The organism is Selenomonas sputigena (assembly GCF_026015965.1).
Lineage (GTDB): Bacteria > Bacillota > Negativicutes > Selenomonadales > Selenomonadaceae > Selenomonas.
In genome coordinates this window covers 2075788-2098935 of sequence record NZ_CP110383.1, presented here as the reverse complement: position 1 = coordinate 2098935, position 23148 = coordinate 2075788, and the positions used below count along the sequence as shown (strand labels likewise).

Genomic DNA, 23148 nt, shown 5'->3' with positions numbered 1-23148 from the left:
TTTGCAGCCTCTCTTTCCTTTGCAGGAAAGAGAGGCTGCTTTTATTTTGCGAATGTCGTCATTGGTTCGCTCTTTGCACTTCTGAAAAGAAAGGAGTCTTTTTCATGTTACTTCTCTATCGTCTGCACCGCTGGATCAGTGCGATCTGTGCAGTGTTTTTCCTCCTGCTTTGCCTCACGGGGCTGCCTCTTCTCTTCAAGGAGGAGATCACGCAGTGGAACCGCGTCGAGCCTCTGCCCCATGCGGGAGACTCCTCCTACCATGTGCTCTGGCAGGGAACTTCTGCCGGACTCGACAAGGTCCTGGAAGAGAACCCCGACAAGAAGGTGCAGGCCATTTCCGCCATGCCCGAGCATGGGCTTCTGCTCTACCGCATCGCTGACAAGGGCAGTCACGGGCGCACGGGGCGCATGAGCATGGGCGGCACGCAGATCGCCTATTCGCCCATGACGGAACAGGCCGTTCCGTGGCGCAGCGGCGCAGTGAAGTCGCCTGCTGTCGCGAGCCTCATGCACACGCTGCACATCCTGCACCTGCGGCTCGCCATGGGGCAGGGCGGCATGATCTTCCTCGGCATTATGTGTTTCCTCAGCTTCCTCTCCATTCTCGGCGGCCTGCTGCTCTATCCGACCTTCATGCGCCGCCGCCTTTTCGGCGGCACGCGCGGCGGCGTCTCGGCGGGCAGCTCCTTCGACTGGCACAACTTCCTCGGCGTCGTCACGGCGGTCTGGGCGGGGCTTCTGACCTTGAGCGGCGTTGCCATCGTCATCTTCTCCGTGGGCTACGGCGCTTACCTCGCGGATGTCGACGCCCACGCGCCGCAGGGGGATGCTGCGAGCGTCCGCTACGAGGACATGCTCGCCTATGCGAAAGAAGCCTTCCCCGAGCAGGACGTCCTGAGCATGGAGGCCGCGACGGGCAAGCTCCCCGCGACGCTCTACCTTACGGATGCGGCACACCCCGCGATGTTCATGGGGCAGAAGGTGCTCTTTTCCCGCACGGCAGACGGCGAGCTCCTGCACTTCACAGAGCCGCTGCCGCGTTACTTGGCCGTCTGCGCCTCGCTGCTCGACCTCCACATCCACAACCATTCGACGATTCTCCTGAAGCTCTTTTGGGCGCTGCTCGACATCTTGACGATCACCGTCATCGTCACGGGCTTCCTCGGCTGGTGGCGTCGTTGCCACAGGCAGAAGGAGCGCCGCCCTGTCTTTGCCGACGGAAGAGGCCGCGCCCTCATGGCGTCCGTTTGGAAACTGCCGGCGCTCCTCGCGGGGCTTTCCCTCATCGGCATGACGGCACCGCTCTCGGACACCTTCCTCGGCAACACGAGCGGCTCCCTTGCCTGGCTTCTTGTCCTCGCCGTAAGCCTTGCTGCATGGCTTTTCGCCAAGCGGCCGTAAGGCAGCGCAATCGAACAGAAAGGAAAGATATATGGCACAAATCCTCCTGCGTCGTCTCTTGATGATGCTCGTCATCCTCTTTTTGCTCTCGGTCATCACGTTCCTCCTCATGCACACGTCGGACTCTGATCCCGTGAAGCTCTACATGATTCGCTCGGGAATCATCCCGACACCCGAGCTGATCGCGGAGGTGCGCGTGCGCTACGGACTCGACGAGCCGATCTGGGTGCAGTATTTCGTATGGCTGCGCGACCTCCTCTCGGGCGATCTCGGCTACTCGCTGCTCTTCTCCATGCCCGTGGCGACGCTCTTAAAGGACGCGATACCAAACACGATTCTTCTGGCGGTTTCGGCGATGGGGCTTTCGATCCTCATCTCCGTGCCGCTCGCAGTTCTCGCATTTCGCTTCTATGCGCGGCCGCTCGATCTCGTCATTCGCTTCGGCTCGTTCTTTGGTATCACGATACCAACGATATGGCTGTCCTTGATCTTCATCTACATCTTCTCGGTCAAGCTGTCTTTGATACCAATCCATACGACGGGACTCACAGGGCTGATTCTGCCGTCTCTCGTGCTCTCCTTCTACTACATGGGGCTGTATGTGCGCCGTCTGCGCGGTGCGCTCCTCGAAGAGCATCAAAAGGACTATGTGACGGGCGCGCGCGCCCTCGGGCTTTCCGATTCGCGCATCCTCTGGCGCTACATCATGCCGAACGCGCTGCCGAACATCATCACGATGTTCGGCCTGTCCTTTGGCAGTCTCTTGGGCGGCACGGTCGTCATCGAGGCGATCTTCGGCTGGCGCGGCATGGGCTTTTTGATGGTCGAGGCCATAAAGAACAACGACTTCACGCTCATGCAGGCCTACGTTCTCTGGGGCGCGGGCATCTTCATCCTCGTCAACCTCGCGGCGGACATCCTCTGCCTGTGGCTGAATCCCAAGGTGCGCGAACAGGAGGTGGGCTGACATGGGCCTCTTCTTCTCGCGCATGAGGCGCGACCCGCTCTTCTGCGTGCTCGCGGCGCTCCTTCTCCTGTGGATCGCCGCGATGTTCGCCGTGCCGCCTTTCCTCCCCTACGACGCCTATACGAACGATATGGGCGCACGCCTCCTGCCGCCGTCGGCAGAGCACATCCTCGGTACGGATCAGCTCGGACGCGACCTTCTCTCGCGCGTCCTCGTCGGCGGCCAGGCGAGCCTTTCGGCATCTCTTGTGAGCGGCATCCTGTCTGCCGTCTTCGGCATCGGCGTCGGCGCGGCGATGGCTCTGACGCGCGGCCGCATGCAGCTCATCTCGACGGGAATCGTCGACTTCTTCCTCGCCTTTCCGAGCCGCGTCTTCCTCGTCGCGCTCCTCGGCTTCCTGGGGCCGAACGTCGGCAACGTCATCCTCGCCGTCTTCATCACAACGTGGGCGGAGTATGCGCGCATCGTGCGCACGATCGTTCGCACGGAGCGCGAGAAGCCTTACGTGCGCTACGCTGACGCGTCTGGCATCCCGTTTTCGCGGCGGCTCTTTCGCTATGTGCTGCCGAACGTCGTGCCGCAGATGTTCGTCTTCTTCTTCCAGCACTTGAGCGACATCGTGCTCATCGTCGCGGGACTGTCGCTCATCGGCATCGGCATCCAGCCGCCGACGCCCGAATGGGGCATGCTCCTCATGGGATCGAAGGACTACATGCAGACGGCACCGTGGCTCTTGATGTTCCCCGGACTTGCCATCTTCATCACGGTCATCCTCTTCAGCCTCATGGGCGATGAACTGCGCGACATCTTTGAGCCGCGCTGGGAAAGGAGGGGGGAGAAATCATGAGCGAAAAGAACACAGCCGCGCACAGCGCGAAATCCTCGCCGCATCTGCCCTTCCTCGCCGTCGATCATCTTTCCATTGATGTGGCGAAAAAGCGCGTCCTCGACGACGTGTCGCTCGCATTGGAGGCAGGCGAGGCGCTTTCCATCATCGGTGCAAGCGGCTCGGGCAAATCGACGCTCCTGCGCGCCATCCTCGGGCTTCTGCCGCACGAGGGCAAAGCGATCGCGGGCGACATCCTCTACCACGGCGCACCGCTTTTGAAGAATGCCGCGCTGCAAAAGGAACTGGCAGGGCGCGACTTCGCCATGGTCTTCCAGAATCCCGGCAACTACCTGAACCAAAACCTGCGCGTGCGCCGCCAATACGAGGACTTTCTGCGTACACACGGCGTTCTCAAGAAGGAGTGGCCGGCTCTGATGGAAGACCGCCTCAGAGCCGTCGGCTTCAGCGAGCCGAAGCGCGTGCTCAGCGCCTACCCGTTCCAACTGTCGGGCGGCGAGCGCCAGCGCACGGCGACGGCGATCACGCTCTCGCTCTCGCCGAAGCTCCTCCTGCTCGACGAGCCGACGAGTGCGCTCGACCCCATCGCTTCGCTCGAATTCCTCGACCGCATGAAGCTCCACCAGTCGCGCGGCGCGGCTCTCATCTTCGTCACGCACAACATCCGCGCGGGCGCCTACCTCGGCGACCGCTTGCTGATCTTGAAGGACGGGCGCATCGTAGAAACCGGCCCGACGCAGGAAGTCATGGAAGCGCCGCAGGAAGCCTACACGAAGGAACTCTTGGCGGCAATCTTGGAGGTGAAGTCATGACGGCAGAAAAGAGGACAGGCGAAATGCCTGACGTGCACGAAGACATGCGCGCGCTCCTTGAGGTCACGGACGTAAAGAAGTCCTTCGATACGCCGCGCGGCAGGCAAGAAGTCCTGCGCGGCGTATCGCTTCGCCTCGCGCCCGGCGAAGTCTGCGGCATCGTCGGCGCGAGCGGCTCGGGCAAGTCGACGCTCTTTCGCATCATCGCGGGTTCAGAGCTGCCCGACGAAGGCACAGTACAAAAAAGGGGCGTCGTGCGCATGGTCTTTCAAGATCCGCGCGAAGCCTTTTCGCCGCGAATGCAGATGCGCGACTTCTTCCGCACGGCGCTCGAAAAGGCAGGCGAGACGAAAGACGCGCTCGAAAGCCGCATCCTCGCCATGCTCGCCGAGGTGCATCTCGCGCCCGCCGTCCTCGCCGCCCTGCCGCACCAGCTTTCGGGCGGCGAGCTGCAGCGCGTCATCATCGCGCGAACGCTGCTCCAAGAGCCGGACATCGTGCTCTTCGACGAGCCGACGAGCGCACTCGACGTCATCACGCAGAAGGAAATCCTCGACCTCATCGCCGCGCTGCGCCGACGCTTCCGCTTCGCAGGACTCTTCGTCGGGCACGAACTCGGCGCCGTGCAACATGTGGCGGAGCGCATCTATGTGCTCGCGGACGGCCGCTTCGTCGAGACGCTCGCGGCAAAAGACCTCGCGCACGCCAAGCACGAAGCGACTCTCGCGCTGCTGCACGCGAGCGAGCTTCTCGGCTGAGGACGCGCGATCTTACCGGAGTCTGCCAAGCGGCATCACCCCGCTTGTATCATAGATTGCAGGGATGCAGAATGACAAAACTGTGCGGCCAAGAGTAAGGGGCTGTACGCAATTCCTTGTCTTTTAGCCGTTCCTGCAAGGAGACGGACGCGGAAGCGTCCGAGATTTATTCAGGAAAATGCTGATGCGTTTTCCACGGGGAGGTTTATTCATGAAACGTATCTTTACCGCGATCTTCCTCATCTGCTCCCTCCTGGCCTTCACAGGCTGCGGCGGGGGCGGCATGAAGAGCAAGGCAGGGCACCTCAATCTCGCCCTTTGGTGGTTCGGCGAGACGCTCGACCCCGCGCACGCCTGGGACGGCTGGACGCTGACGCGCATCGGCGCAGGCGAGACGCTCGTCGCCGTCGACGAGCACATGAAGTTCGTGCCGCAGCTCGCCGACAAGTGGGAGAACGTCAATCCGACGACGTGGCGCTTCCACATCCGCCCGAACGTGAAGTTCCAGGACGGCACGCCGATGACGCCCGAGCTGGTCAAGGCGTCGCTCGAACGCACGATGCAGGAAAACGACCGTGCGAAGAAAGCTCTGCACGCGAAAGAAATCCGCGTAGACGGGGAAAACATCGTCATCGAGACGGAAGAGCCCAACGCCTCCTTGATCTCGGCGCTTTCCGACCCGCTCTTCATCATCGTCAACACGCAGGCGGACATGTCGAAGGTCGCCTCCACACCAGTTCTCACGGGACCCTATACCATCACAGGCTGGACAAAGGGATCGGAGATCCAGATGAAGCGCAACGAGCACTATTGGGACGGCAAGCCCGGGCTTGACACGGTCACGGTCAAGCTCTTCGAGGACGACACCTCGCGCGCCATGGCTCTGCAGTCGGGCGAGATCGACCTCATGCAGCGCATGACGGAGGCAAACCGCAGCCTCTTCGCAGACAAGCCCGATTATACTATCTACGAGACGACAGGCGTGCGCGTCTTCATGGTCACGCCATACCAAGGCGATGGCATTTTCACGGACAAGAACCTCAGAAAGGCGCTCGCCTACATGCTCGACAACGACGCCCTCGCCAAGTCCTACGGCAATTCCGTAGCAGCGGGCGAGCCGTTCCCGCCGAGCGTCCCCTACGGGCACACGGGACAGAAGGTCACCTACGATCCGGCGAAATCCGAGGCGCTCTTTGCGGCGGCAGGCTGGAAGAAGAACGCGCAGGGCATGTACGAAAAGGACGGCAAGCCCTTGACGCTCCGCTTCGCAACCTGGGGCACGAAGACAACGCTCTATGAAGCTATCGAATCGCAGCTTCGTGCCGGCGGCATCGATGTGAAGATGGTTCATGTGCAGGAGCCGGACAAGGTCGATGAAGTCGGCGGCTTCGACCTGCTCGAAGAAGATTGGTCCGTCGCGACGACGAACGATCCGTACCCGTGGCTGCGCGGCATGCTCTACTCGAAGAGCGGCAAAAACACGAACCACAGCCGCTACGCCAGCCCCGCCTTCGACGCCATCATAGACGAGATGGCCACGGCGCTCGACCCCGCACAGAAAGATGCGCTCGTCATGAAGGCGGCACAGCAGATCATGGAAGATCAGCCCTCAATCTTCCTCATCGTGCCGACGACGACCGTCGTGGGCAAGTCGAACGTCAAGAACGTCAAGATCTTCCCGCTCGACTACTACCTGCTGACGAAGGATATCACGGTGGAATGAGCCAGAAACAAAAGAAAATGAAAGGTTGTTGTTCATGAAAAAATATATATGCGGCGCGGCTCTTAGCGCCGCCCTCCTCACATCCTCCGCCCTCGCCTCTGCGGCGGCGAACCCCTTCAGCGACGTGCCCGCCGATCACTGGGCGTATGACGCTGTCGCACAGCTTGCCGACGACGGCGTCATCGAAGGGTACGGCGACGGCACTTACCGCGGCCAGAACGAAATCACGCGCTACGAGATGGCGCAGATGGTCGCCAAAGCCATGGCGAAGGAAGATCAGGTCAATGCACAGCAGAAGGCCATGATCGACCGCCTCGCGGCGGAATTTGCGGAAGAGCTGGGCAACCTCGGCGTTCGCGTCGAAAATCTTGAGCAAAAAGTGGACAACGTGAAGTGGGAAGGCGAGCTTCGCTACGTCCACCTCTCGCACCGCGACGAAAATGCCGCAGGCGCGACCGACAAGCACTCGGTCAACACGCTGCAGCTGCGCCTCCTGCCCGTCGCCACCGTCAACGATCATTGGAAGGTGCGCGCACGTCTGACCGGATCGGTGAAGCTCTCAGAAGATCAGGCGAGCAACGTCGCCCTGAGCTACCTCTACGCCGACGGCAACTACGGCAATCTGCGCATCCAGGCGGGCAAGATGTCGCACTTCTGGTCGTACTCCGACGACGGCCTCGTCGCAGACTCGTGGTTCTCGGGCGCGATCTTGACCTACGGCACAAAGACGAAGATCATGGTCGAAGGCGGACGCTGGAACATGGGGAACGCCGCCTTGAGCGTCTCCGGCAAGGACAAGCTCGGCGGCCGCACGGCCTCGGACTACACGGCGAAGCACTACGGCATCGGCATCGACCATGCGACGGGAAAACTGCAGGCCGGCGTCGCCTACCGCCACTATGATTCGGACGTGTTCCAATTCCTGCCCGCCTATCGCGACGGCGCCGTGACGGACAAGGCGGGCATCCTCTCCGTCGGCGGCAAGTACAGCTTCACGAAGGATGTCGCCCTCGCCGCGCACTACGCGAGGAATCTCGAAGCGGACAACTACAACCAGTCGGCAGACGTTCAGCTCAACTACAAAGGCTCGAACGTCGCCAGCCCCGGCTCATGGGGCATGTACCTCGCCTATCGCCACCTCGGCGGATACAGCACGCTCATGCCAACCTACGAGCTGCACCGCCAGACCTACAAGATCCCCGTGGCGGGCGGCGAGTACGGCACGAAAGGCTGGGTCGTCGGCGCAAGCTACGCGCCGATGAAGAACACGAACATCGACATGGCCTACTTCCACGGCAAGTCGCTCGGAAGCGGCCGCAGCGCGAAGACCTTCTACACGCGCGTGCAGATGTTCTGGTAAGGTCTGGGAAATCGCATAAATAAAAACAGGATGCCGCAGGAGGGGAATTTTCCTGCGGCGTCCTGTTTTTATATGAACAGCCGCCTTTTTATCTCCATCAAATACGATATTATCTCCATCATTCAACAATAAAATGATGGAGATAAAAAGAACCGATCCTATGCTATAATAGAACGAAAGAAAGGAGGCGACACGCCCCATGAAGCAGCGATTCACCTACGGTGTCGTGCATATCGGCTCTGTTCATACGAGCCTGCTCATCGCATCATTCGCCGCGCTCGACGATGTCGAGATCATCGAGCGCGTGCGCAAGGAGACGCGGTTCGGCGAGGAGGTGTTCCGTCACGGGCGGCTCTCCTTTGACTCGATCCGCGAGCTTTGCCGCATCCTCGCAGGCTTTCGCCGGCTTCTCGCCGACTACGGCGTGACGCAGGTCTTTGCCATCGGCACGTCCGTCCTGCGCGAGGCGGAAAATCGCCTCGGCATCCTCGATCAGATTCGCATTCGCACAGGCTTTACGGTTGAAGTCGCCGACATGACGCAGGAGATCTACTACAAGTTCTTTGCCCTGAGTCACGAGCTTTTGGAGAATGCGGAGAACTTCGGCGAAAAGCCCGTGCTTCTCATGGACATCACGTCGAGCGGACTCGGCCTCACGGGCTGGCAGGGGGGCAGGCTGCTCTTTCAGCAGAACGTCGCGAGCGGCAGCCTGAGCATCCTTGAGCATTTCAGCGAGAAGGAACGCGAGAGCCTGACCTTTCCCTCTGCCGTGCGCGACTACATCCACGCGACGCTCTCGCCGCTCTGGCCGAGCATCGAGCATCATGCGATTCGCCATCTCGTGCTCTCGGGACTCGAAGCGCGCACCGTCGCCGCGCTCCTCGCGCCGGGCGCGAAAGGCGCGTATACGTTCGTAGAGGGCGAGGACTTCCTGCGCTTCCTCGACTCCTTCGCGGGGCTGACGCCGCAGAAGCTCATGACGCGCTGCGCCGTCACGGAAAGCCGCGCCCATCTCCTCATGCCGACACTGCTCCTCTACGGCGAAGTCGTGCGTGCGACGCGCGTCAAGGGCATGTTCCTCATGGGCACGACATTTCTCATGAGCTACAGCGTCTATCGCGGCGCACAGCTGGCGGAACTTTCGTGCCTCGCCGAGCAGGAAGAGCGCACCGTGCAGCTCGCACGCACGACGGCGGAGAAGTACGGCTCGACGAGAGAGCACTGTGCGCGCGTCGAGCGGGCGGCTAAGGAGATCTTTTGCGCCTTGGGCGGCGCACATGGGCTTTCCTCGCGCGCACTCTTGCTGCTCAGACTCAGCGCGATCCTGCATGAGACGGGAAAGTTCATCAACCTGCGCCGCTACAGCCGCTATTCCTATCAGATCATCATGGGCACTGACTTCTTCGGCGTTTCCGAGGCGGAAAAGGAAATCGTCGCGAGCGTCGCCTACTATTACAACCGCGAGAACCCCGGCAGCAAGGATGAGCACTATGCGCGCCTTTCGCACGAGCAGCAGGTCACGATGCTCAAGCTATGCGCCATCCTGCGCCTTGCGGACACGCTCGACCAAGGGCACAGCGGCAAGATCGCAAAACTCTCGGTCAAGCTCTCAAAGGAGGAGCTTTGCGTGCGCTTCGAAGCGGAAGAGGACATCTCCTTGATTCGCTGGACATTCGCACGCGCCGCCGCGCTCTTTCGTGAAATCTTCGGCATCGAGCCTGTCCTGTGCAAAGCGTGAGGAGGAATCGTCATGGACATGTTGAAAAGAGCCTATTTCCTGAACCGCGAATGTTCGTGGCTGAGCTTCAACCAGCGCGTCCTCAAGGAATCGACGCGCGAGGAGAATCCCCTGTTGGAGCGCCTGCGCTTCATCGCCATCGCCTGCTCGAACCTCGATGAATTCTTCATGATCCGCGTCGCCGGCCTGAAGCACCTCGTCGCGAGCGGCGTCGCGCACAAGGACATCGCAGGGCTTTCTCCCGGCGAGCAGATGCTCGCCGTCTCGCGCCAGGCGCACCGCCAATACCGCGCGATCTATCGCTGTCTCGCGCTCGTCACCCGAGAACTCGCCGCAGAGGGCATACGCTTCGTGCGCCCCGAAGAGCTGACGGGGGAGCGGGCGCTGTGGCTTGCGGAGCTTTTCGAGCGCGAGATCTATCCCGTCGTCACGCCCATGGCGCTCGACCCCGCGCATCCTTTTCCCTTCCTCGCGAGCCGCAGCCTGAACCTCGCCGTGAAACTTCGCCGCGCGGGCGAAAGCGCCGAGCATCTCGCTATCGTTCCCGTGCCCGCGCCCGTGCTCGACCGCCTGTGGAAACTGCCGGGCGAGCCGACCTTCCTCTTCTTGGAGGACATTCTGCGCTTCTTCGCCGCACGCTTTTTCACGGGCTGGGAAATCGTGCAGACGGCGGCCTTCCGTCTCACGCGCGACGCCGACCTCGACATCCGCGACGACGTCGAAGATCTCTTGGCAGAAGTCGAGAAATCGCTTGAAAAAAGGCGCAAGGGCGCAGCCGTGCGCCTTGAGGTCGCCGAGGACTTTCCCGCCGATCTCCTCGATTTCCTCAAGGAGCAGCTTTCGCTGGAGGAAATGGACGTCTACCGTGCAAAAGGCCCGCTCGGCGCCGCATTCTTCGCCGCGCTCGCCAATCTCGCGGGCTTCGACCGCCTGCGCTACCCGCGCTTTTCCCCGCGCCCGGCAGAGCTTGCCGCCGAAGGCGACATCTGGCAGGCGATTGAAAAGGACGACATCCTCGTGCACCATCCATTCGATTCCTTCGCCATCGTGGAAGGCTTCCTCGCCCGTGCCGCCGCCGACGAGCGCACGCTCGCCATCAAGCAGACGCTCTACCGCGTCGCAGGCGACTCGCCCATCATCGCCGCGCTCGAAGAGGCCGCGAAAAACGGCAAGCAGGTCACCGTGCTCATGGAGGTCAAGGCGCGTTTCGACGAGGAGAACAACATCCTCATGGCGCGCCGCCTCGAAGAAGCGGGCTGCCACGTCATCTACGGAATCTTGGGGCTCAAGACGCACTCGAAGATCACGATGGTCATACGGCGCGAGGAAGACGGCATCCGCCGCTACTGCCACCTCGCGACGGGCAACTACAACGGCGCGACGGCGAAGATCTACACCGACGTCGGCCTCTTCACCGCCGACGTCCTCACGGGCGTTGACGCCTCGGCGTTCTTCAACTTTCTCTCGGGCTTCTCCGATCCGCCCGTCTGGAACCGCCTCGCCGTCGCCCCGCTGACGCTCCGAGAGCGCATCACCGAGAGCATCGAGCGGGAAATCGCGCACGCCAAGCGGGGCGAACGCGCCTACATCGCAGCGAAGATGAATTCTCTGCTCGACCGCTTCATCATCGCCAAGCTCTACGAAGCCTCAGCGGCAGGCGTTGAAATCGACCTCATCGTGCGCGGCATCTGCGTGCTGCGCCCCGGACTCAAGGACGTCAGCGAAAACATCCGCGTGCGCAGCATCGTCGGCCGCTTCCTCGAACACAGCCGCATCTTCTGCTTCTATAACGGCGGCAAGGAGGACGTCTTCCTCTCGTCTGCCGACTGGATGCCGAGGAACCTCAACAACCGCATCGAACTCATGACGCCCGTGCGCAAAAAGGCGCACAAGAAGCGCCTGCTCGCGCTCCTTGCCACATACCTCGCCGACAACACGCGCGCCTGGCTCATGCATCCCGACGGCAGCTACCGCCGCGTGCGCCGCGCCAAGGGCGAAAAACCGCGCGCCGCACAAGAAGAGCTGATGAAATAATTTCGTTGTGACACTCTGGTTGCTCAGGCGGGAAGAAACTGCTATAATGAATCGAAATATCTAGTTATAGAAAAAGTTTCAAGTCTAAAGACCCAAGAGGAGAAAATGAATGTCCAACAAGAAATTCTCGCGCCCATCCTTGGCGCTTTTTACAGCCATCGCCTTGAGCGGTGGCGCTTTCTTTGTACCGTCCTTCGCCTCTGCTGCGGATGTGACGATCGACAGCACGCATCCGCCCCAGAGGAATGTGCCGAACCCCGATGATCCCAGTACGCCGAACAGTGCGGCGAGTGTCGGGACGGGCAGCGAGGATGCGTCGAGCAACAGCTTGACGGTCAATCGGTATCAAGAGGGTACGCTGAGCGTCTTCGGCGGCGTTGCTCGAGGCACGGGAAACGCCGACGGCAATACCGTGAGCATCAAGGGCGTGACGACGGAGATCGCCTCCGTCTATGGCGGCGCGGCATGGGGCATAGGTCATGCGAGAGAGAATCGGGTTCATTTCGATGCGGGGACGATGTCGTTTGCCGAATGGCTGGTCGGCGGCTACGTCGGACGCAGCGGCAAGGCGGAAGAGAACACCGTCGAGGTGAACGGCGGCAAGACGGAGTCTCTTTACGGCGGCTTTTCCAACAGCACGAATGCGGCGGGGCATATTTATAAAAATCACGTCATCATCCGAAACGGGACAATCGCGGGCAAGGTTTATGGCGGCGCGTTCGGCGGCGCACATGCTACGGGCGATGTGACGCACAACACGGTCACGATCACGGGCGGCACGCTGAAGAAAGCGGTATGCGGCGGATCGCTTGAAAAAGCAGATTCCACAGGCAATGTGGCGCACAACGAGGTCACCGTCGCGGGCGGCGTCTTCCGCGGGGACGTTTACGGCGGCTATACGCGGCGCGGCGGCACACTGACGGGGAATATCGTCACGATCACGGGCGGCGAGCTGAACAACGTCTATGCTGCGCATTCTGAGGGCAATGTCAGCGAGATCAAGGACAACGTCGTCAATCTCGGCGACGGGAAAAATGAGATGAAGGCGGGCTATCGGATCGCGAAGTACATCTTCGGTGCATCGGGCGGCAATCGTGCATCTTATGCGGGCAATACGCTCAACGTCAAGGCGAGTGCACGGGCGAAGAACATCGTCAATTTCGACAAGGTCAACTTCTATTTTACTGATACGCTGCAGCCTCGTCTCACGCTGCGCGATTCGATGGGCACGAAGTTCAAGAGCCTCAAGGACATCACCATCTACGGCTCGCCGAGCACCCCTGCGGGCACGTTGATCGAGAACAACACGTCGGGCGGTATCGTCGTGCGCGACGGCGTGAACACGGTCGTACGAACAGGCGATACGGCGGAGGTCACGCTGGAAAAGGACGCGACGGGCAGGAAGATTCTCTATTCGCGCTTGATCTTCAAGGGCGCGACGACGGCTGAGAGTGACGGCACGCATATATGGGGTGGCCGCTCTGTCATCGGCAACACGACGACGGGCAACGACGTCGCGCTCGCAAGCGGCAGCTATGTGAACGCCTTCGGCGGCTGGACGACGGGCGCAGGATCGGACGCCGCCGCCGACAAGCTCGGCGACAGCATCGCCAACAAGATCGCCGTCAAAGGCACGGCAAATGTCATGGGCACGGTCTACGGCGGCTTCACCGATGCCGCAGGAGGCAAGGCGAGGGGCAACACCGTCACGATTGAGAGCGCTGTGCATGATGTCGTCGGCGGTGAAGGCGCGGGCGAAGCCTCGGGCAATATTGTGAACGTCCGCGCGAACGCGGCAGCCGTCACGGGCGGCAGAGGTGCGGCGGCGAACGGTAACATCGTGAACCTCGGAAATGTCACGGTCACCTCCGTCACGGGCGGCGAAGGTGTGACGACAAACAACAACGAAGTCCATCTCAACGGCAATGTGCGAGTCACAGGCGCACTCAAAGGCGGCTCGCAGGCAAGCGGCACGGGCAATACGCTCAGCGTCAAGGGCAAGGGAAACAAGGCGGGGGCAATCACTGGCTTCCAGAAGCTGACCTTCGATGCCGCAGGTCTTGCCAAGGACGATACGATGCTCGAAGTCACAGGCGCGGGCGAGACCGCGGTCGATTGGGCAAGCCTCACGGCGACGGGCACGGCGGCGAAGCCGCTCACGCTCCTCAAGAACGAGCAGGGCATACGCCTCGCGCACTACACGGGCGCGGCGAAGTCCGAGACGGGCGATGAGGCGGAGACGAACATCGACGTTCGCAAGTCGGGCGCACGCATCACCGCCATCACCTACGAGGGCTATCGCTTCAAGGGAGCGACACAAGCGACACGAGAGGGAAGAGACGCCTACGGCGGCCGCTCCAAGGCGGGCAATTCGACGCGCAAAAACGAGATCGCGCTCGCGAGCGGCACATACGCGAACGTCTATGGCGGCTGGACAAGCGGCGTAGGCACGACGGCTGCGGACAAGGGCGCGAGCTATGAGAACAAGGTTAAGATCAGCGGCACGGCGACGGTCACGGGCACGGTCTACGGCGGCTATACCGATGCTGCAGGCGGCAAGGCGCGGGGCAACACCGTCACGATCGAGAGTGCTGTGCACGATGTCGTCGGCGGCGAAGGTGCGGGCGAGGCGTCGGGCAACATTGTGAACATCCGCTCGAACGCGGCAGCCGTCACGGGCGGCAGATCCATGGGCGCGGCTTCGAACAACCGCGTGACGCTCGGAAACATTACTGCTACCAGTGTTGTAGGCGGCGATGCCGCGGCGACTGCAGAGGGAAACACCGTCAGTCTCGACGGCACGACCGTCACGAATGATGTCACAGGCGGCAGAGGTGCGGCGGCAAACGGCAACGCTGTGAGCCTCAGCAATACGCACGTCAACGGTGCGATCATGGGCGGCTATGGCACGGCGCAGAGTCACGGAAACACCGTCAGCTTGCAGAATACGGCGGTCAACGGCGCAGTCACGGGCGGTGAAGGCACGGCGACGATCGGCAACACGGTCAACTTGAAGGACGCGACTGTCAATGGTGCGATTACGGGCGGTCATGGCACGGTGCAGAGTGACGCCAACACCATCAGCTTGCAGAACGCGACGGTCAACGGTGCGGTCACAGGCGGCTATGGCACGGCGACGAACGGCAACATCATCCATCTGCGCAACACTGTCGTCAACGGCATCGTCACGGGCGGCACGGCGTCGGGCGGTGTGGGCAACACGCTCTCCGTCTACTACAGTGCAGGCACATCCTTGATCCATGATTTCAAGGGGATCGAGGACCTCCGATTCGATGTCGAGGACGCTCCGACCGACGGCACGGCGCATACCTTGCTCAAGCTCACGAATGTCAGCGGCGGCAGCAAGAATCTCACGAACATGACGCTCGACTTCCGTCGCAGCGGCGCAGTAAGGAAACTTCAGGCAGGCGATTCATTCACACTGCTGGAGAACGCGAGCGGCAAGATCACCGTTGGCGAAGGTGTCACGATGAAGGGAACGGACGGCATCGCGCACGACTGCCTCTTTGCGATTGCGCCTGACCAGGCGCATCCTGAGAAACTCCGGGCGACTGTCACCAAGACGGGCGTTGGCGAGACGGCAAAATCCCCCGTGGAGACGCGTGCGGGTCTCGCGAACTTCGTCAACCAAGGTGCGGACTATCTTGTGGAGAGCGGTTTTACCGCCGCTGAAATGTCTGCTAAAAGTGGCGCAGAAAACGCAAGTGTCGACGATGCGGCAGAATCATCTTCCAAGGACACGCAGCGCAGGACGGCTGCGTCAGATCCGGCGTCCTATCATCTATGGGCAGGCGCAGGGGCCAATGCCATGCGTGTGGAGAGCGGCTCCCACGTTGACTCCAAGGGCTGGAATCTCGGCGTTGGCTGGGCGCGTGAAGATGCAGCGAAGGGCGGAACGAAGCGGCTCTTCAGCCCCTTCGTCGAATACGGACGCGGCACCTACGATTCCTATCTCGACAATGGCGCACACGGCAGTGGCAAGCTCAGCTATTTTGGCCTCGGTGTCCTAGGCAAACTGACGCAGCAGGACGGCTTGTGGCTCGAAGCCTCCGCACGCGCAGGCCACGCCAAGAGCGACTACAGCCTGCACGGCGAGAATGCCGGATACGACGGCTCGAATACCTACTATGGCATCCACCTCGGCGTCGGCAAAACCTTCGCGCTGCAGGAGAGCGCCTCCCTCGACGCTTATGTGCGCTATTTCTGGTCGCACCAGGACGGTATGTCGGTGAAACTGCGCGGCTTGGGCGATGCCTACGACTTCGCCGACGTCGACTCACATCGCCTGCGCCTCGGCCTCCGCTACAGCAGGAAGGACAGGAGCGCGGGTGAGTGCTATGCCGGGCTGGCCTGGGAGCATGAATTGGGCGGAGAGGCGAGCGCGAGCGTCGGCGGTGACGCAGCGCCCAGTCCGAGCCTCAAGGGATCGAGCTATATGCTCGAACTTGGCTATCGCTTCCTGCCGCAAAATAGCCGCATTAGCTATGATTTCCACATCGATGGCTGGCAGGGAAAGCGCAAAGGACTCAGCGGCGGCGCTGCTATTCAATGGACATTCTAGAGCAGGTCTGACGCTCTGAAAAACAAAAACAGCCTCTTGCGACAGGGAGAATCCATGTCGCGAGAGGCTGTTTTTACTATGAAGCCCCAAGAGGTCAAGACGAAGGCGTAGAGCGATTGGCTAGGCTTCTGTAAGGGCGGCGCACAATGTCCACGAAGTGGACGTTTGTGCGTGTAGCTTATACAGGAAAATCGCTATCGACGCATCGCGGTGCGCAGGCGTGACGGTCAAGAGCCGCATCCGCGCTCTGCGGCGGTGTGGCTGGAGGCTGCCGATCTACGATTCTTGAAGCGCCATTTGCGTGGGGCGGTGCTTGTCGAACCCCCAGCAGGTCGGCACATCCTGTGCCGCGAGCACGATGTTTTCCTGCCGGACGTTCTGCTGCGCGAGGATCGTGCGCACGGTTTCCTCGACGAGTTCGGGGCGGTTGTTCTCCTGGCTCATGTGCGCGAGGAAGACGGCGCGCGGACGTTTCTTGAGGCGCACGAGCGCCCAGGCCGCTGCGCTGTTCGACAGGTGTCCGCGGTTCGAAAGGATGCGCTGCTTCAAGTGCCACGGATAGGAGCCGCGCTGCAGGAGTTCGCGGTCGTGGTTGGCTTCTAAGATCAGTGCGTCCGCGCCTTCGATGGCGGTCATGACGTCGTTTGTCAAAAAGCCGAGATCGGTCGCGAGCGCACACTTCTCGCTGCCGCAGACGGCGTAGCCGACGGGCGAGACGGCGTCGTGCAGCGTGGAAAAGCTCTTGACCGAGACCGCGCCGAGCATGACATTTCCAGTGAGCGGCGTGAACGTGTCCTCGGGCACGGCAAGGCTCTCCCTTATGGCGCGGAGCGTCGCGGGCGGCGCGAAGAGCGGCAGGTGATACTGCTTCAAGAGCGTCGGCAGCCCCTTGATGTGGTCGCTGTGCTCGTGCGTGATGAAGACGCCGTCGAGGGAGGCGGCGTCGACGCCGAGGTCGGCGAGCGAGCGCGTGATGCGGCGTGCGCTGATGCCGGCGTCGATGAGGAGGCGCGTGCCGTCCAGCTCGATGTACGCGGCATTTCCCTTGCTGCCGCTCGCGAGCACGGCGACGCGCAGACCGCGCTCGGCGCTCTTCGGCACAGTCGCCTGCTGCTGCACAGGCTGCGCTGCCATCGCACAGGCGCGCGCCGCGAGAGACTCGGCGGCACGCAGGAAGCCGCTGTTCGTCATGGCGCCGCTCAAGGGCGCTTGACCCCGTTCGGCAGGATGAGGAAGGAGGCGCTTTTCTTTTCAGCGAGGAGCGAGGGCGGCTCCTTTTGTGCATCTTCCTCGGCGTCCGCGATCATGCCCTGCGTCCGCTGGCTTGCTTCCTGCAGGCGCAGCAGCCCTTCCATGAGGCCGATGTCCTGCTTCTTTGCGAGTGTTTCCAAGGCGGTCGCCGCGTGCTGCAGGAACTTTTGCAGCTGGTGCGTCTGCTCGTCCTGCTTGCGCTCGCGCTCCTTCGCCGCCTCGCCGTTGTCGCGCTGCGCCGTATCCAAGGAAGCGATGCGTCCCGAAAGCGACTCGTGCTCGCGCTCGATGTCCTCGGCGATCTGTCCGGCCGTCTCCACGAGGCCGATCTCGATGGCGGAGTGACGCTTCAAAAGGTCGGCGAATCCCTGCTCCTGCGTGCTCGCCACATACTGCAGGGTGAGCGCGAGGGAGTCCTTGAGATCCTGCGCGCCCTTTTCCTGCGCCGTGTGCAGTGCGGCCATCTGACGCGCGATCTCCTTCTGCATCATCGTGCCGAGCGCGCTCGTGTCGATGCCGGAACCGCTGCGGAAGGCGGAGAGGTCGCGCGGCAGGCTGCGGGCGAGGGCGTTGATCTCGCGCACGAGTCCCGCCTGCATCGCGTCGAGGCGTTCGGCGACCGAGCGCTCCACCTCGTCGATGCGGCTGAGGATGGAGCGCTCGCGCCGGATCGAGTCGCGATCCTGCTGGCGGCGCGCGTCGTGCATGTCGTCGATCGCCTGCTCAAGCTCTTCGAGCCGCTTTTCCAAGTCCTTCTTGTCCTCCGCGGTGATCAGCCCTGCCCGCGAAAATATGCTCTTGCCCATCGAAATGCCCTCCAAAACGAAATAAACGGGACAGGTGAACCCGCTCTGTGAGAATGTCCGACACGCAGGCATTCCCTAGTGGATAATACGATACTATTTTGATGCCTATTACCAAGTGTAACAAAATGTCGCTTTATGTGCAATAAAGTTTTGCAAATGCGCCGAATCGCAGCGTGAATTAACGATATGCATCGCTTGCGCTGATCTCCGGTTGATCTCTATAGCTTCTACAGATCAAACATCGGGCAGCTGCCAGTCGATCGGCGTCTGCCCCGTGCTTTCGAGGAACGCGTTGGCGCGGGAGAAAGGGCGGCTGCCGAAGAAGCCGCGGAAGGCGGACAGGGGACTCGGGTGCGCCGACTCGATGACGGCGTGCGGCGGGACGGCGATCATCGCCTTCTTGCGGCGTGCGGGCGCACCCCAGAGGATGAAGACGAGGGGCTTTTCGCGTGCCGAGAGCAGCTCTATGATGCGGTCGGTGAACTGCTCCCAGCCGTGCCCGTGGTGCGAGGCGGCGGCGTGGGCGCGTACGGTCAGCACGGTGTTCAAAAGCAGCACGCCCTGCTTTGCCCACGGCGCGAGGCAGCCGTTGTTCGGCGTCCTGCAGCCGAGATCGCTGGAAAGCTCCTCGAAGATGTTCTTGAGCGACGGCGGCGGCTCGACGCCCGCCTGCACGGAGAAGGAAAGTCCATGCGCCTGCCCCTCGCCGTGATAGGGATCCTGGCCGAGGATCACGACCTTCGTTTCGGCGTAGGATGTGTAGTGGAGCGCATTGAAGATCGCATACATGTCGGGAAAGATGCGGCGCGTGCGGTACTCTTCGATGAGGAAGCGGCGCAGTTCCTGATAGTAGGGCTTTTTCATCTCGTCGGCGAGCAAGCCGCCCCAATCGTTTTGAAAAATCTTCATGGCAGTCTCTCCTTCGTCCATACTTCTTTTCCATCATTATAGCAAAGTCTGGAATTTTATGTAGTGAAAATTCAGGAAAAATCTGCTATACTATAGTCAGTGTCAAACTGTACATTGGGCGGTTCGTCCGAGAACTGCAGGAGAGGTGTTGGAAATGAATCCCGTCATGCGCTGCGGCATCATCTTTTTTTTCGTCCTGCTCATGCTGCTTGCGCCGCAGCGTCTGCTCCATGCGATGGATTCTGCGCCCGTGCTGCGCGTCGGCTGCCTCGATGTCTCGTCCTTTCCCGACGGATCGCCCGAGCGGCTGCTGTTCAACTTTGCGAAGCGCTACCTCAACGAGGTGGCGCGCAGCACGGGCTGGCAGTACGAATATGTGGAGATGGACGAGTGGACGGCGCGCGAGATGCTGCGCGAAGGGCGCATCGACATGTACTTCCCTGCGCACGAGATGCCCGGTGACGAGGGAGCGTTTTCCTTCAGCGTGGACAGCGCGGCGTATTCGATCCTCTCCCTCTATGTGCGCGAGGATTCCTCCCTTGAGACGAACAATCCCGCCGTGCTCGCCAACATGCGGATCGGCGTGCTCCAGGACGGCCTGTATTCCTATGCGCTGACGCCGCTCGTGCGCGAGCAGGGCGTGCGCGTCGACGTCGTCGAGCATCAGACCGCCGAGGCGCTGCACGGGGCGCTTGCGCGTGGCGAAGTCGACGCCATCTTGGACAGTGCGAGCCGTAAGAAGGATGGAGAGAAGCTGCTCCTGCGCGTGGCACTCATGCCCGCGAAGTTCATCGCGGCGAAGAAGCGGGAAGGTCTGCTGAAGAACCTCAGCGACACGATCCTTTACACGGAAAGGGTCAATCCGAGCTTCGAGACGTATCTGGGCAAGGCCTTTCTCGATCGGGCGCAGAACCAGCTCGTGCGCTTCAATGCGTCGGAAAACGCCTACCTGGCGGCCGCGCCCGACCTGCGCGTCGTCTACGTCGGCGGACATGAGCCGTTCTTCGGTGACCGTTTGGAAAGCGGTGTGCCCGAGGGCATCTATCCGAGCCTTTTGAAGGCGCTTGGCGAGACGCTCGGACTGCGCTTTCGCTTCGTGCGCGCCGAGGACAACGAACATGCGCTGAAAATGCTGCGCGAGGGCGAGGCAGACATCTTCTTCTGTGTTTACAACAACTTGCCGTCGATGCGGGATTTCTTCTTCACGGCGACCTTTGCGACGGAAGATTTTTCCTACGTCGTGCGGCGCGGCGCGGGCGACCTGCCGACGGGGACGGCGCGGGTCGCGCTGCCGCGCTGGTTCCACGGCATGCGCACCTATTTGAACATGCAGCATCCGAACTGGCAGATCGTGCCGGTTGATGAGCCTGTCGACTGCCTGCGCATGATTGAGGAGGGCGGCTGCGATTTCGCGCTTCTGCCCTCGCTCTTCCTGCAGCAGAGCAGCCTCCTGTCGATGCACCCGGATCTCGTCGTGCTCGCGAGTCATTCGGCGGAGATCCCCGTGAGCCTCGCGATCTCGGGCGAGCAGCCGCGCGTCCTGCAGTCCGTCCTGACGAAGGGCATCTTGAAGCTGGACCCGCGCCGTGTGCAGGAGATCGTCAACGAGCACATGACGGGGCGTCTGACGCTGACCGCCGTCGTCGCGCGCTATCCGATACAGACGGTGGCGCTCGCCGTCGTCTTCCTGCTCTCCGTGTTCATCGCCGTGTTCCTCATCGAGCGCTCGCGTGTGCAGAGACGCCAGTCGGAGGTGCTGCTCGCGAAGAACGAGGAGCTGGAAAAGGCGGTCGAGGAGCAGAAGAAGCTGATGCGTGCGCGCGACATCTACAAGCAGGAGGCGGAAATCGACCCCTTGACGGGACTTTTAAACAAGAAGGCGATCCAGTCCGCCTGCGAGGAGATGCTGGGAGGAACCTTGAAAGAAGGGGCGTTCCACGCATTTTTTATCATGGATCTCGACCACTTCAAGGAGATGAACGACACCTATGGCCATCAGGCGGGCGACGACGTCCTGCGCCGCTTTGCACAGGAGGTGCGCTCGATCTTCCGCCAGTCGGATCACATCGGGCGCTTCGGCGGCGACGAATTCACCGTGCTCATGCCGAACGTGACGACCCTCGTCGCCGTCGAGCGCCACGCGCGTCGGCTCATGACGGCGGCGCAGGAGCTTGAGGTGCGCGACGACCACTCGCTGCTCTCCGTGAGCATCGGCATAGCGCTCGCGCCCCTGCACGGCACGAACTACGACGATCTCTTCATGGCGGCGGACGCGGCGCTCTACGATGTGAAGCGTGCGGGACGCAACGGCTGGAAGATTTACGACGTGAAAGAAGATGGAGGAACTTTATGCCCGAAGGAAAAATGACGGGAAAAATGCGGCGTCTTCTGGCGAGAGCCGCCTTGGCGGCTCTCCTCGCCGCGTGCGCGGGAGCGTCCCTGCCGTCCGTGGCGCAGGCGGCGCAAGGGACGCCCGCCTTCGCCGTGCAAGGCGCACAGGCGGCGACGGACACGGGCGCGAAGAAGGACGCTGCCGTGCCCGTGTTCGTCGCCCGCCCGCACTTTGCGGCAGATCTTCCCGCCGAGGTCAACGAGAAGGCGGCGGCAGAGGTGCGCTTCTTCATTGCCGAGCCGCTGACCGAGCCGATCTTGGAGGAGGAGGCGCCGCCCGAGAGCGTCGAGATCCTAGGAGCGGCGGAGGCGACGCAGGCGCAGATGGCGGCTTTCATCCGGCGGCGCAATCCGCAGCCGAAGCTCGCCTGCTCCGTCGAGGAGATCGTGCGGCTCTACTACGAGGAGGCAGGGGCGGAAGGCGTGCGTGCCGACATCGCCCTTTGCCAGGCATTGAAGGAGACGGGATTCTTCGCCTACGGCGGCGACGTCCTGCCCGCTCAGAACAACTACTGCGGTCTCGGCGCGACGGGCAACAAGGCCAAGGGCGCGTACTTCGCCACGCCGCAGGAAGGCGTGCGCGCTCACATTCAGCACCTCATGGCATACGCGACGACCGAGAGACCGCACGCGCCGCTCGTCGATCCGCGCTACGATCTCGTGCGCCTCTACCGCACCGACATCTACGGCAAGATCAAGCACTGGACGGGACTCAACGGCGTCTGGGCCGTGCCGGGCACCTCTTACGGGCAGGACATCCTGCTGCTCTGCCGCGAAGCGACGACGCCCGACGCGAGCGACGCCTCGCTCGCCTTCGCCGAGAAGAAGCTCACCGAAAAGAAAAATGCCGCCGCTTACGTCTATCGCGCCATCGTCTTTGCGAAGCGCGGCGAGAGCGAGAGGGCGGCAGCTGACTTGGAGGCGGCTCTTCGGCTCTCACCGAAGAGCGCGGCAGCGCTCTATGATCGTGCACTCTTCTTTACGGCAGCGGGCGATGAAAAACGTGCGAAGGCCGACCTCGAAGCGCTTATCAAGGCGCATCCCGACTTCGCCTACGCATGGTACAACCTCGGCGTCATGAACCTCAAGGCGGGCAGGAACAATGCTGCGATGAGAGACTTCGAGCGCGTGCTCGCCCTCGTGCCGCAGTCGGCGAACGCCCAGAGCAACATCGGCATCGCCCTCGTGCGCGAGAAGAAATACCGAGAAGCGTGGCGAGCCTTCGCGCAAGCCGCTGAGATCAACACGACGAACCCGACGGTGCTGATGAATCAGATCGTTTTCGCCGCGTGCCTGAAAGAATAGCGGACGGAGAAGGCACGGATCCCGCTGTGGGAAAACGGGTTTCCCAGGAAAGCTCAGGAAATCGGGCCGAAGGCTGCAGACGAATCGGTCAGCTTCTGCAAGACATGGGGAACCATGACCTGAAAGCTCAGGGGTTGGCGTGGATGCATCTTGTCCACGCCTTTTTGCTATACAGGAGAAGATGTCGAAGTTCGAGCATATCGGCGGTGGGACTGCGTGGCGTTGAAGCCGACGCATCGCAGCTCTTTTTGCCACCTGCCTG

The 23148-nt window shown here is 61.8% G+C and carries 15 protein-coding genes; 12 read left to right on the top strand and 3 right to left on the bottom strand.

Annotated elements, in window-relative coordinates:
• The first annotated feature begins 104 nt into the window (after positions 1 to 104).
• The 10 genes from OL236_RS10140 (at position 105) to OL236_RS10095 (ending at position 16224) form a co-directional block, all read left to right on the top strand.
• On the top strand, positions 105 to 1403 hold the full coding sequence (locus tag OL236_RS10140; RefSeq protein WP_265070515.1) for a PepSY-associated TM helix domain-containing protein: 1299 nt from the start codon (positions 105 to 107) through the stop codon (positions 1401 to 1403).
• 31 nt (positions 1404 to 1434) lie between these two features.
• The gene (locus tag OL236_RS10135; RefSeq protein WP_265070514.1) at positions 1435 to 2370 is read left to right on the top strand and encodes an ABC transporter permease; all 936 of its coding nucleotides are present in this window, start codon (positions 1435 to 1437) and stop codon (positions 2368 to 2370) included.
• Between the two features lies 1 nt (position 2371).
• On the top strand, positions 2372 to 3217 hold the full coding sequence (locus OL236_RS10130) for an ABC transporter permease (RefSeq protein WP_265070513.1): 846 nt from the start codon (positions 2372 to 2374) through the stop codon (positions 3215 to 3217).
• Positions 3214 to 4029 (top strand): ABC transporter ATP-binding protein, encoded by an 816-nt coding sequence (locus OL236_RS10125; RefSeq protein ID WP_264917977.1) that lies wholly within the window; start codon positions 3214 to 3216, stop codon positions 4027 to 4029. The genes OL236_RS10130 and OL236_RS10125 overlap by 4 nt, the downstream gene beginning before the upstream one ends.
• Complete coding sequence (locus OL236_RS10120) at positions 4026 to 4787, top strand: ABC transporter ATP-binding protein (protein WP_265070512.1); 762 nt, start codon at positions 4026 to 4028, stop codon at positions 4785 to 4787. Before OL236_RS10125 ends, OL236_RS10120 begins: the two co-directional genes overlap by 4 nt.
• Positions 4788 to 4998: 211 nt before the next feature.
• A complete protein-coding gene (locus OL236_RS10115; protein WP_265070511.1) occupies positions 4999 to 6510 on the top strand; it encodes an ABC transporter substrate-binding protein in 1512 nt (503 codons plus the stop codon).
• 34 nt (positions 6511 to 6544) lie between these two features.
• Complete coding sequence (locus OL236_RS10110) at positions 6545 to 7870, top strand: S-layer homology domain-containing protein (RefSeq protein WP_265070510.1); 1326 nt, start codon at positions 6545 to 6547, stop codon at positions 7868 to 7870.
• 199 nt (positions 7871 to 8069) lie between these two features.
• Positions 8070 to 9608, top strand: a complete 1539-nt coding sequence (locus OL236_RS10105; RefSeq protein ID WP_265070509.1) for a Ppx/GppA phosphatase family protein — start codon at positions 8070 to 8072, stop codon at positions 9606 to 9608.
• Positions 9609 to 9620: 12 nt separating this feature from the next.
• Positions 9621 to 11642 (top strand): polyphosphate kinase 1, encoded by a 2022-nt coding sequence (gene ppk1, locus OL236_RS10100; protein ID WP_265070508.1) that lies wholly within the window; start codon positions 9621 to 9623, stop codon positions 11640 to 11642.
• A gap of 109 nt (positions 11643 to 11751) precedes the next feature.
• The gene (locus tag OL236_RS10095) at positions 11752 to 16224 is read left to right on the top strand and encodes an autotransporter subunit beta (RefSeq protein ID WP_265070507.1); all 4473 of its coding nucleotides are present in this window, start codon (positions 11752 to 11754) and stop codon (positions 16222 to 16224) included.
• Between the two features lie 276 nt (positions 16225 to 16500).
• Here OL236_RS10095 and OL236_RS10090 read toward each other — a convergent pair whose 3' ends face one another.
• The 3 genes from OL236_RS10090 to OL236_RS10080 all read right to left on the bottom strand — a co-directional run bounded on the left by OL236_RS10090 (position 16501) and on the right by OL236_RS10080 (position 19190).
• A complete protein-coding gene (locus OL236_RS10090; RefSeq protein WP_413777374.1) occupies positions 16501 to 17427 on the bottom strand; it encodes an MBL fold metallo-hydrolase in 927 nt (308 codons plus the stop codon).
• A complete protein-coding gene (locus OL236_RS10085) occupies positions 17424 to 18281 on the bottom strand; it encodes a hypothetical protein (RefSeq protein ID WP_265070506.1) in 858 nt (285 codons plus the stop codon). Before OL236_RS10085 ends, OL236_RS10090 begins: the two co-directional genes overlap by 4 nt.
• 234 nt (positions 18282 to 18515) lie before the next feature.
• Positions 18516 to 19190, bottom strand: a complete 675-nt coding sequence (locus OL236_RS10080) for a uracil-DNA glycosylase (protein ID WP_265070505.1) — start codon at positions 19188 to 19190, stop codon at positions 18516 to 18518.
• A gap of 154 nt (positions 19191 to 19344) precedes the next feature.
• Here OL236_RS10080 and OL236_RS10075 point away from each other — a divergent pair, with 154 nt between their 5' ends.
• Positions 19345 to 21558 (top strand): GGDEF domain-containing protein, encoded by a 2214-nt coding sequence (locus tag OL236_RS10075; protein WP_265071819.1) that lies wholly within the window; start codon positions 19345 to 19347, stop codon positions 21556 to 21558.
• Complete coding sequence (locus tag OL236_RS10070) at positions 21540 to 22886, top strand: tetratricopeptide repeat protein (RefSeq protein ID WP_265070504.1); 1347 nt, start codon at positions 21540 to 21542, stop codon at positions 22884 to 22886. The genes OL236_RS10075 and OL236_RS10070 overlap by 19 nt, the downstream gene beginning before the upstream one ends.
• Positions 22887 to 23148: the final 262 nt, after the last annotated feature.

What these genes read in the sequence shown, in the direction of transcription:
- OL236_RS10070 (WP_265070504.1), top strand. Translation starts at nt 21,540, where the DNA reads ATGCCCGAAGGAAAAATGACGGGAAAAATGCGGCGTCTTCTGGCGAGA.
- OL236_RS10080 (WP_265070505.1), bottom strand. Translation starts at nt 19,190, where the DNA reads ATGAAGATTTTTCAAAACGATTGGGGCGGCTTGCTCGCCGACGAGATG.
- OL236_RS10115 (WP_265070511.1), top strand. Translation starts at nt 4,999, where the DNA reads ATGAAACGTATCTTTACCGCGATCTTCCTCATCTGCTCCCTCCTGGCC.
- ppk1 (WP_265070508.1), top strand. Translation starts at nt 9,621, where the DNA reads ATGGACATGTTGAAAAGAGCCTATTTCCTGAACCGCGAATGTTCGTGG.
- OL236_RS10085 (WP_265070506.1), bottom strand. Translation starts at nt 18,281, where the DNA reads ATGGGCAAGAGCATATTTTCGCGGGCAGGGCTGATCACCGCGGAGGAC.
- OL236_RS10110 (WP_265070510.1), top strand. Translation starts at nt 6,545, where the DNA reads ATGAAAAAATATATATGCGGCGCGGCTCTTAGCGCCGCCCTCCTCACA.
- OL236_RS10105 (WP_265070509.1), top strand. Translation starts at nt 8,070, where the DNA reads ATGAAGCAGCGATTCACCTACGGTGTCGTGCATATCGGCTCTGTTCAT.
- OL236_RS10095 (WP_265070507.1), top strand. Translation starts at nt 11,752, where the DNA reads ATGTCCAACAAGAAATTCTCGCGCCCATCCTTGGCGCTTTTTACAGCC.
- OL236_RS10075 (WP_265071819.1), top strand. Translation starts at nt 19,345, where the DNA reads ATGAATCCCGTCATGCGCTGCGGCATCATCTTTTTTTTCGTCCTGCTC.
- OL236_RS10130 (WP_265070513.1), top strand. Translation starts at nt 2,372, where the DNA reads ATGGGCCTCTTCTTCTCGCGCATGAGGCGCGACCCGCTCTTCTGCGTG.
- OL236_RS10135 (WP_265070514.1), top strand. Translation starts at nt 1,435, where the DNA reads ATGGCACAAATCCTCCTGCGTCGTCTCTTGATGATGCTCGTCATCCTC.
- OL236_RS10125 (WP_264917977.1), top strand. Translation starts at nt 3,214, where the DNA reads ATGAGCGAAAAGAACACAGCCGCGCACAGCGCGAAATCCTCGCCGCAT.
- OL236_RS10140 (WP_265070515.1), top strand. Translation starts at nt 105, where the DNA reads ATGTTACTTCTCTATCGTCTGCACCGCTGGATCAGTGCGATCTGTGCA.
- OL236_RS10120 (WP_265070512.1), top strand. Translation starts at nt 4,026, where the DNA reads ATGACGGCAGAAAAGAGGACAGGCGAAATGCCTGACGTGCACGAAGAC.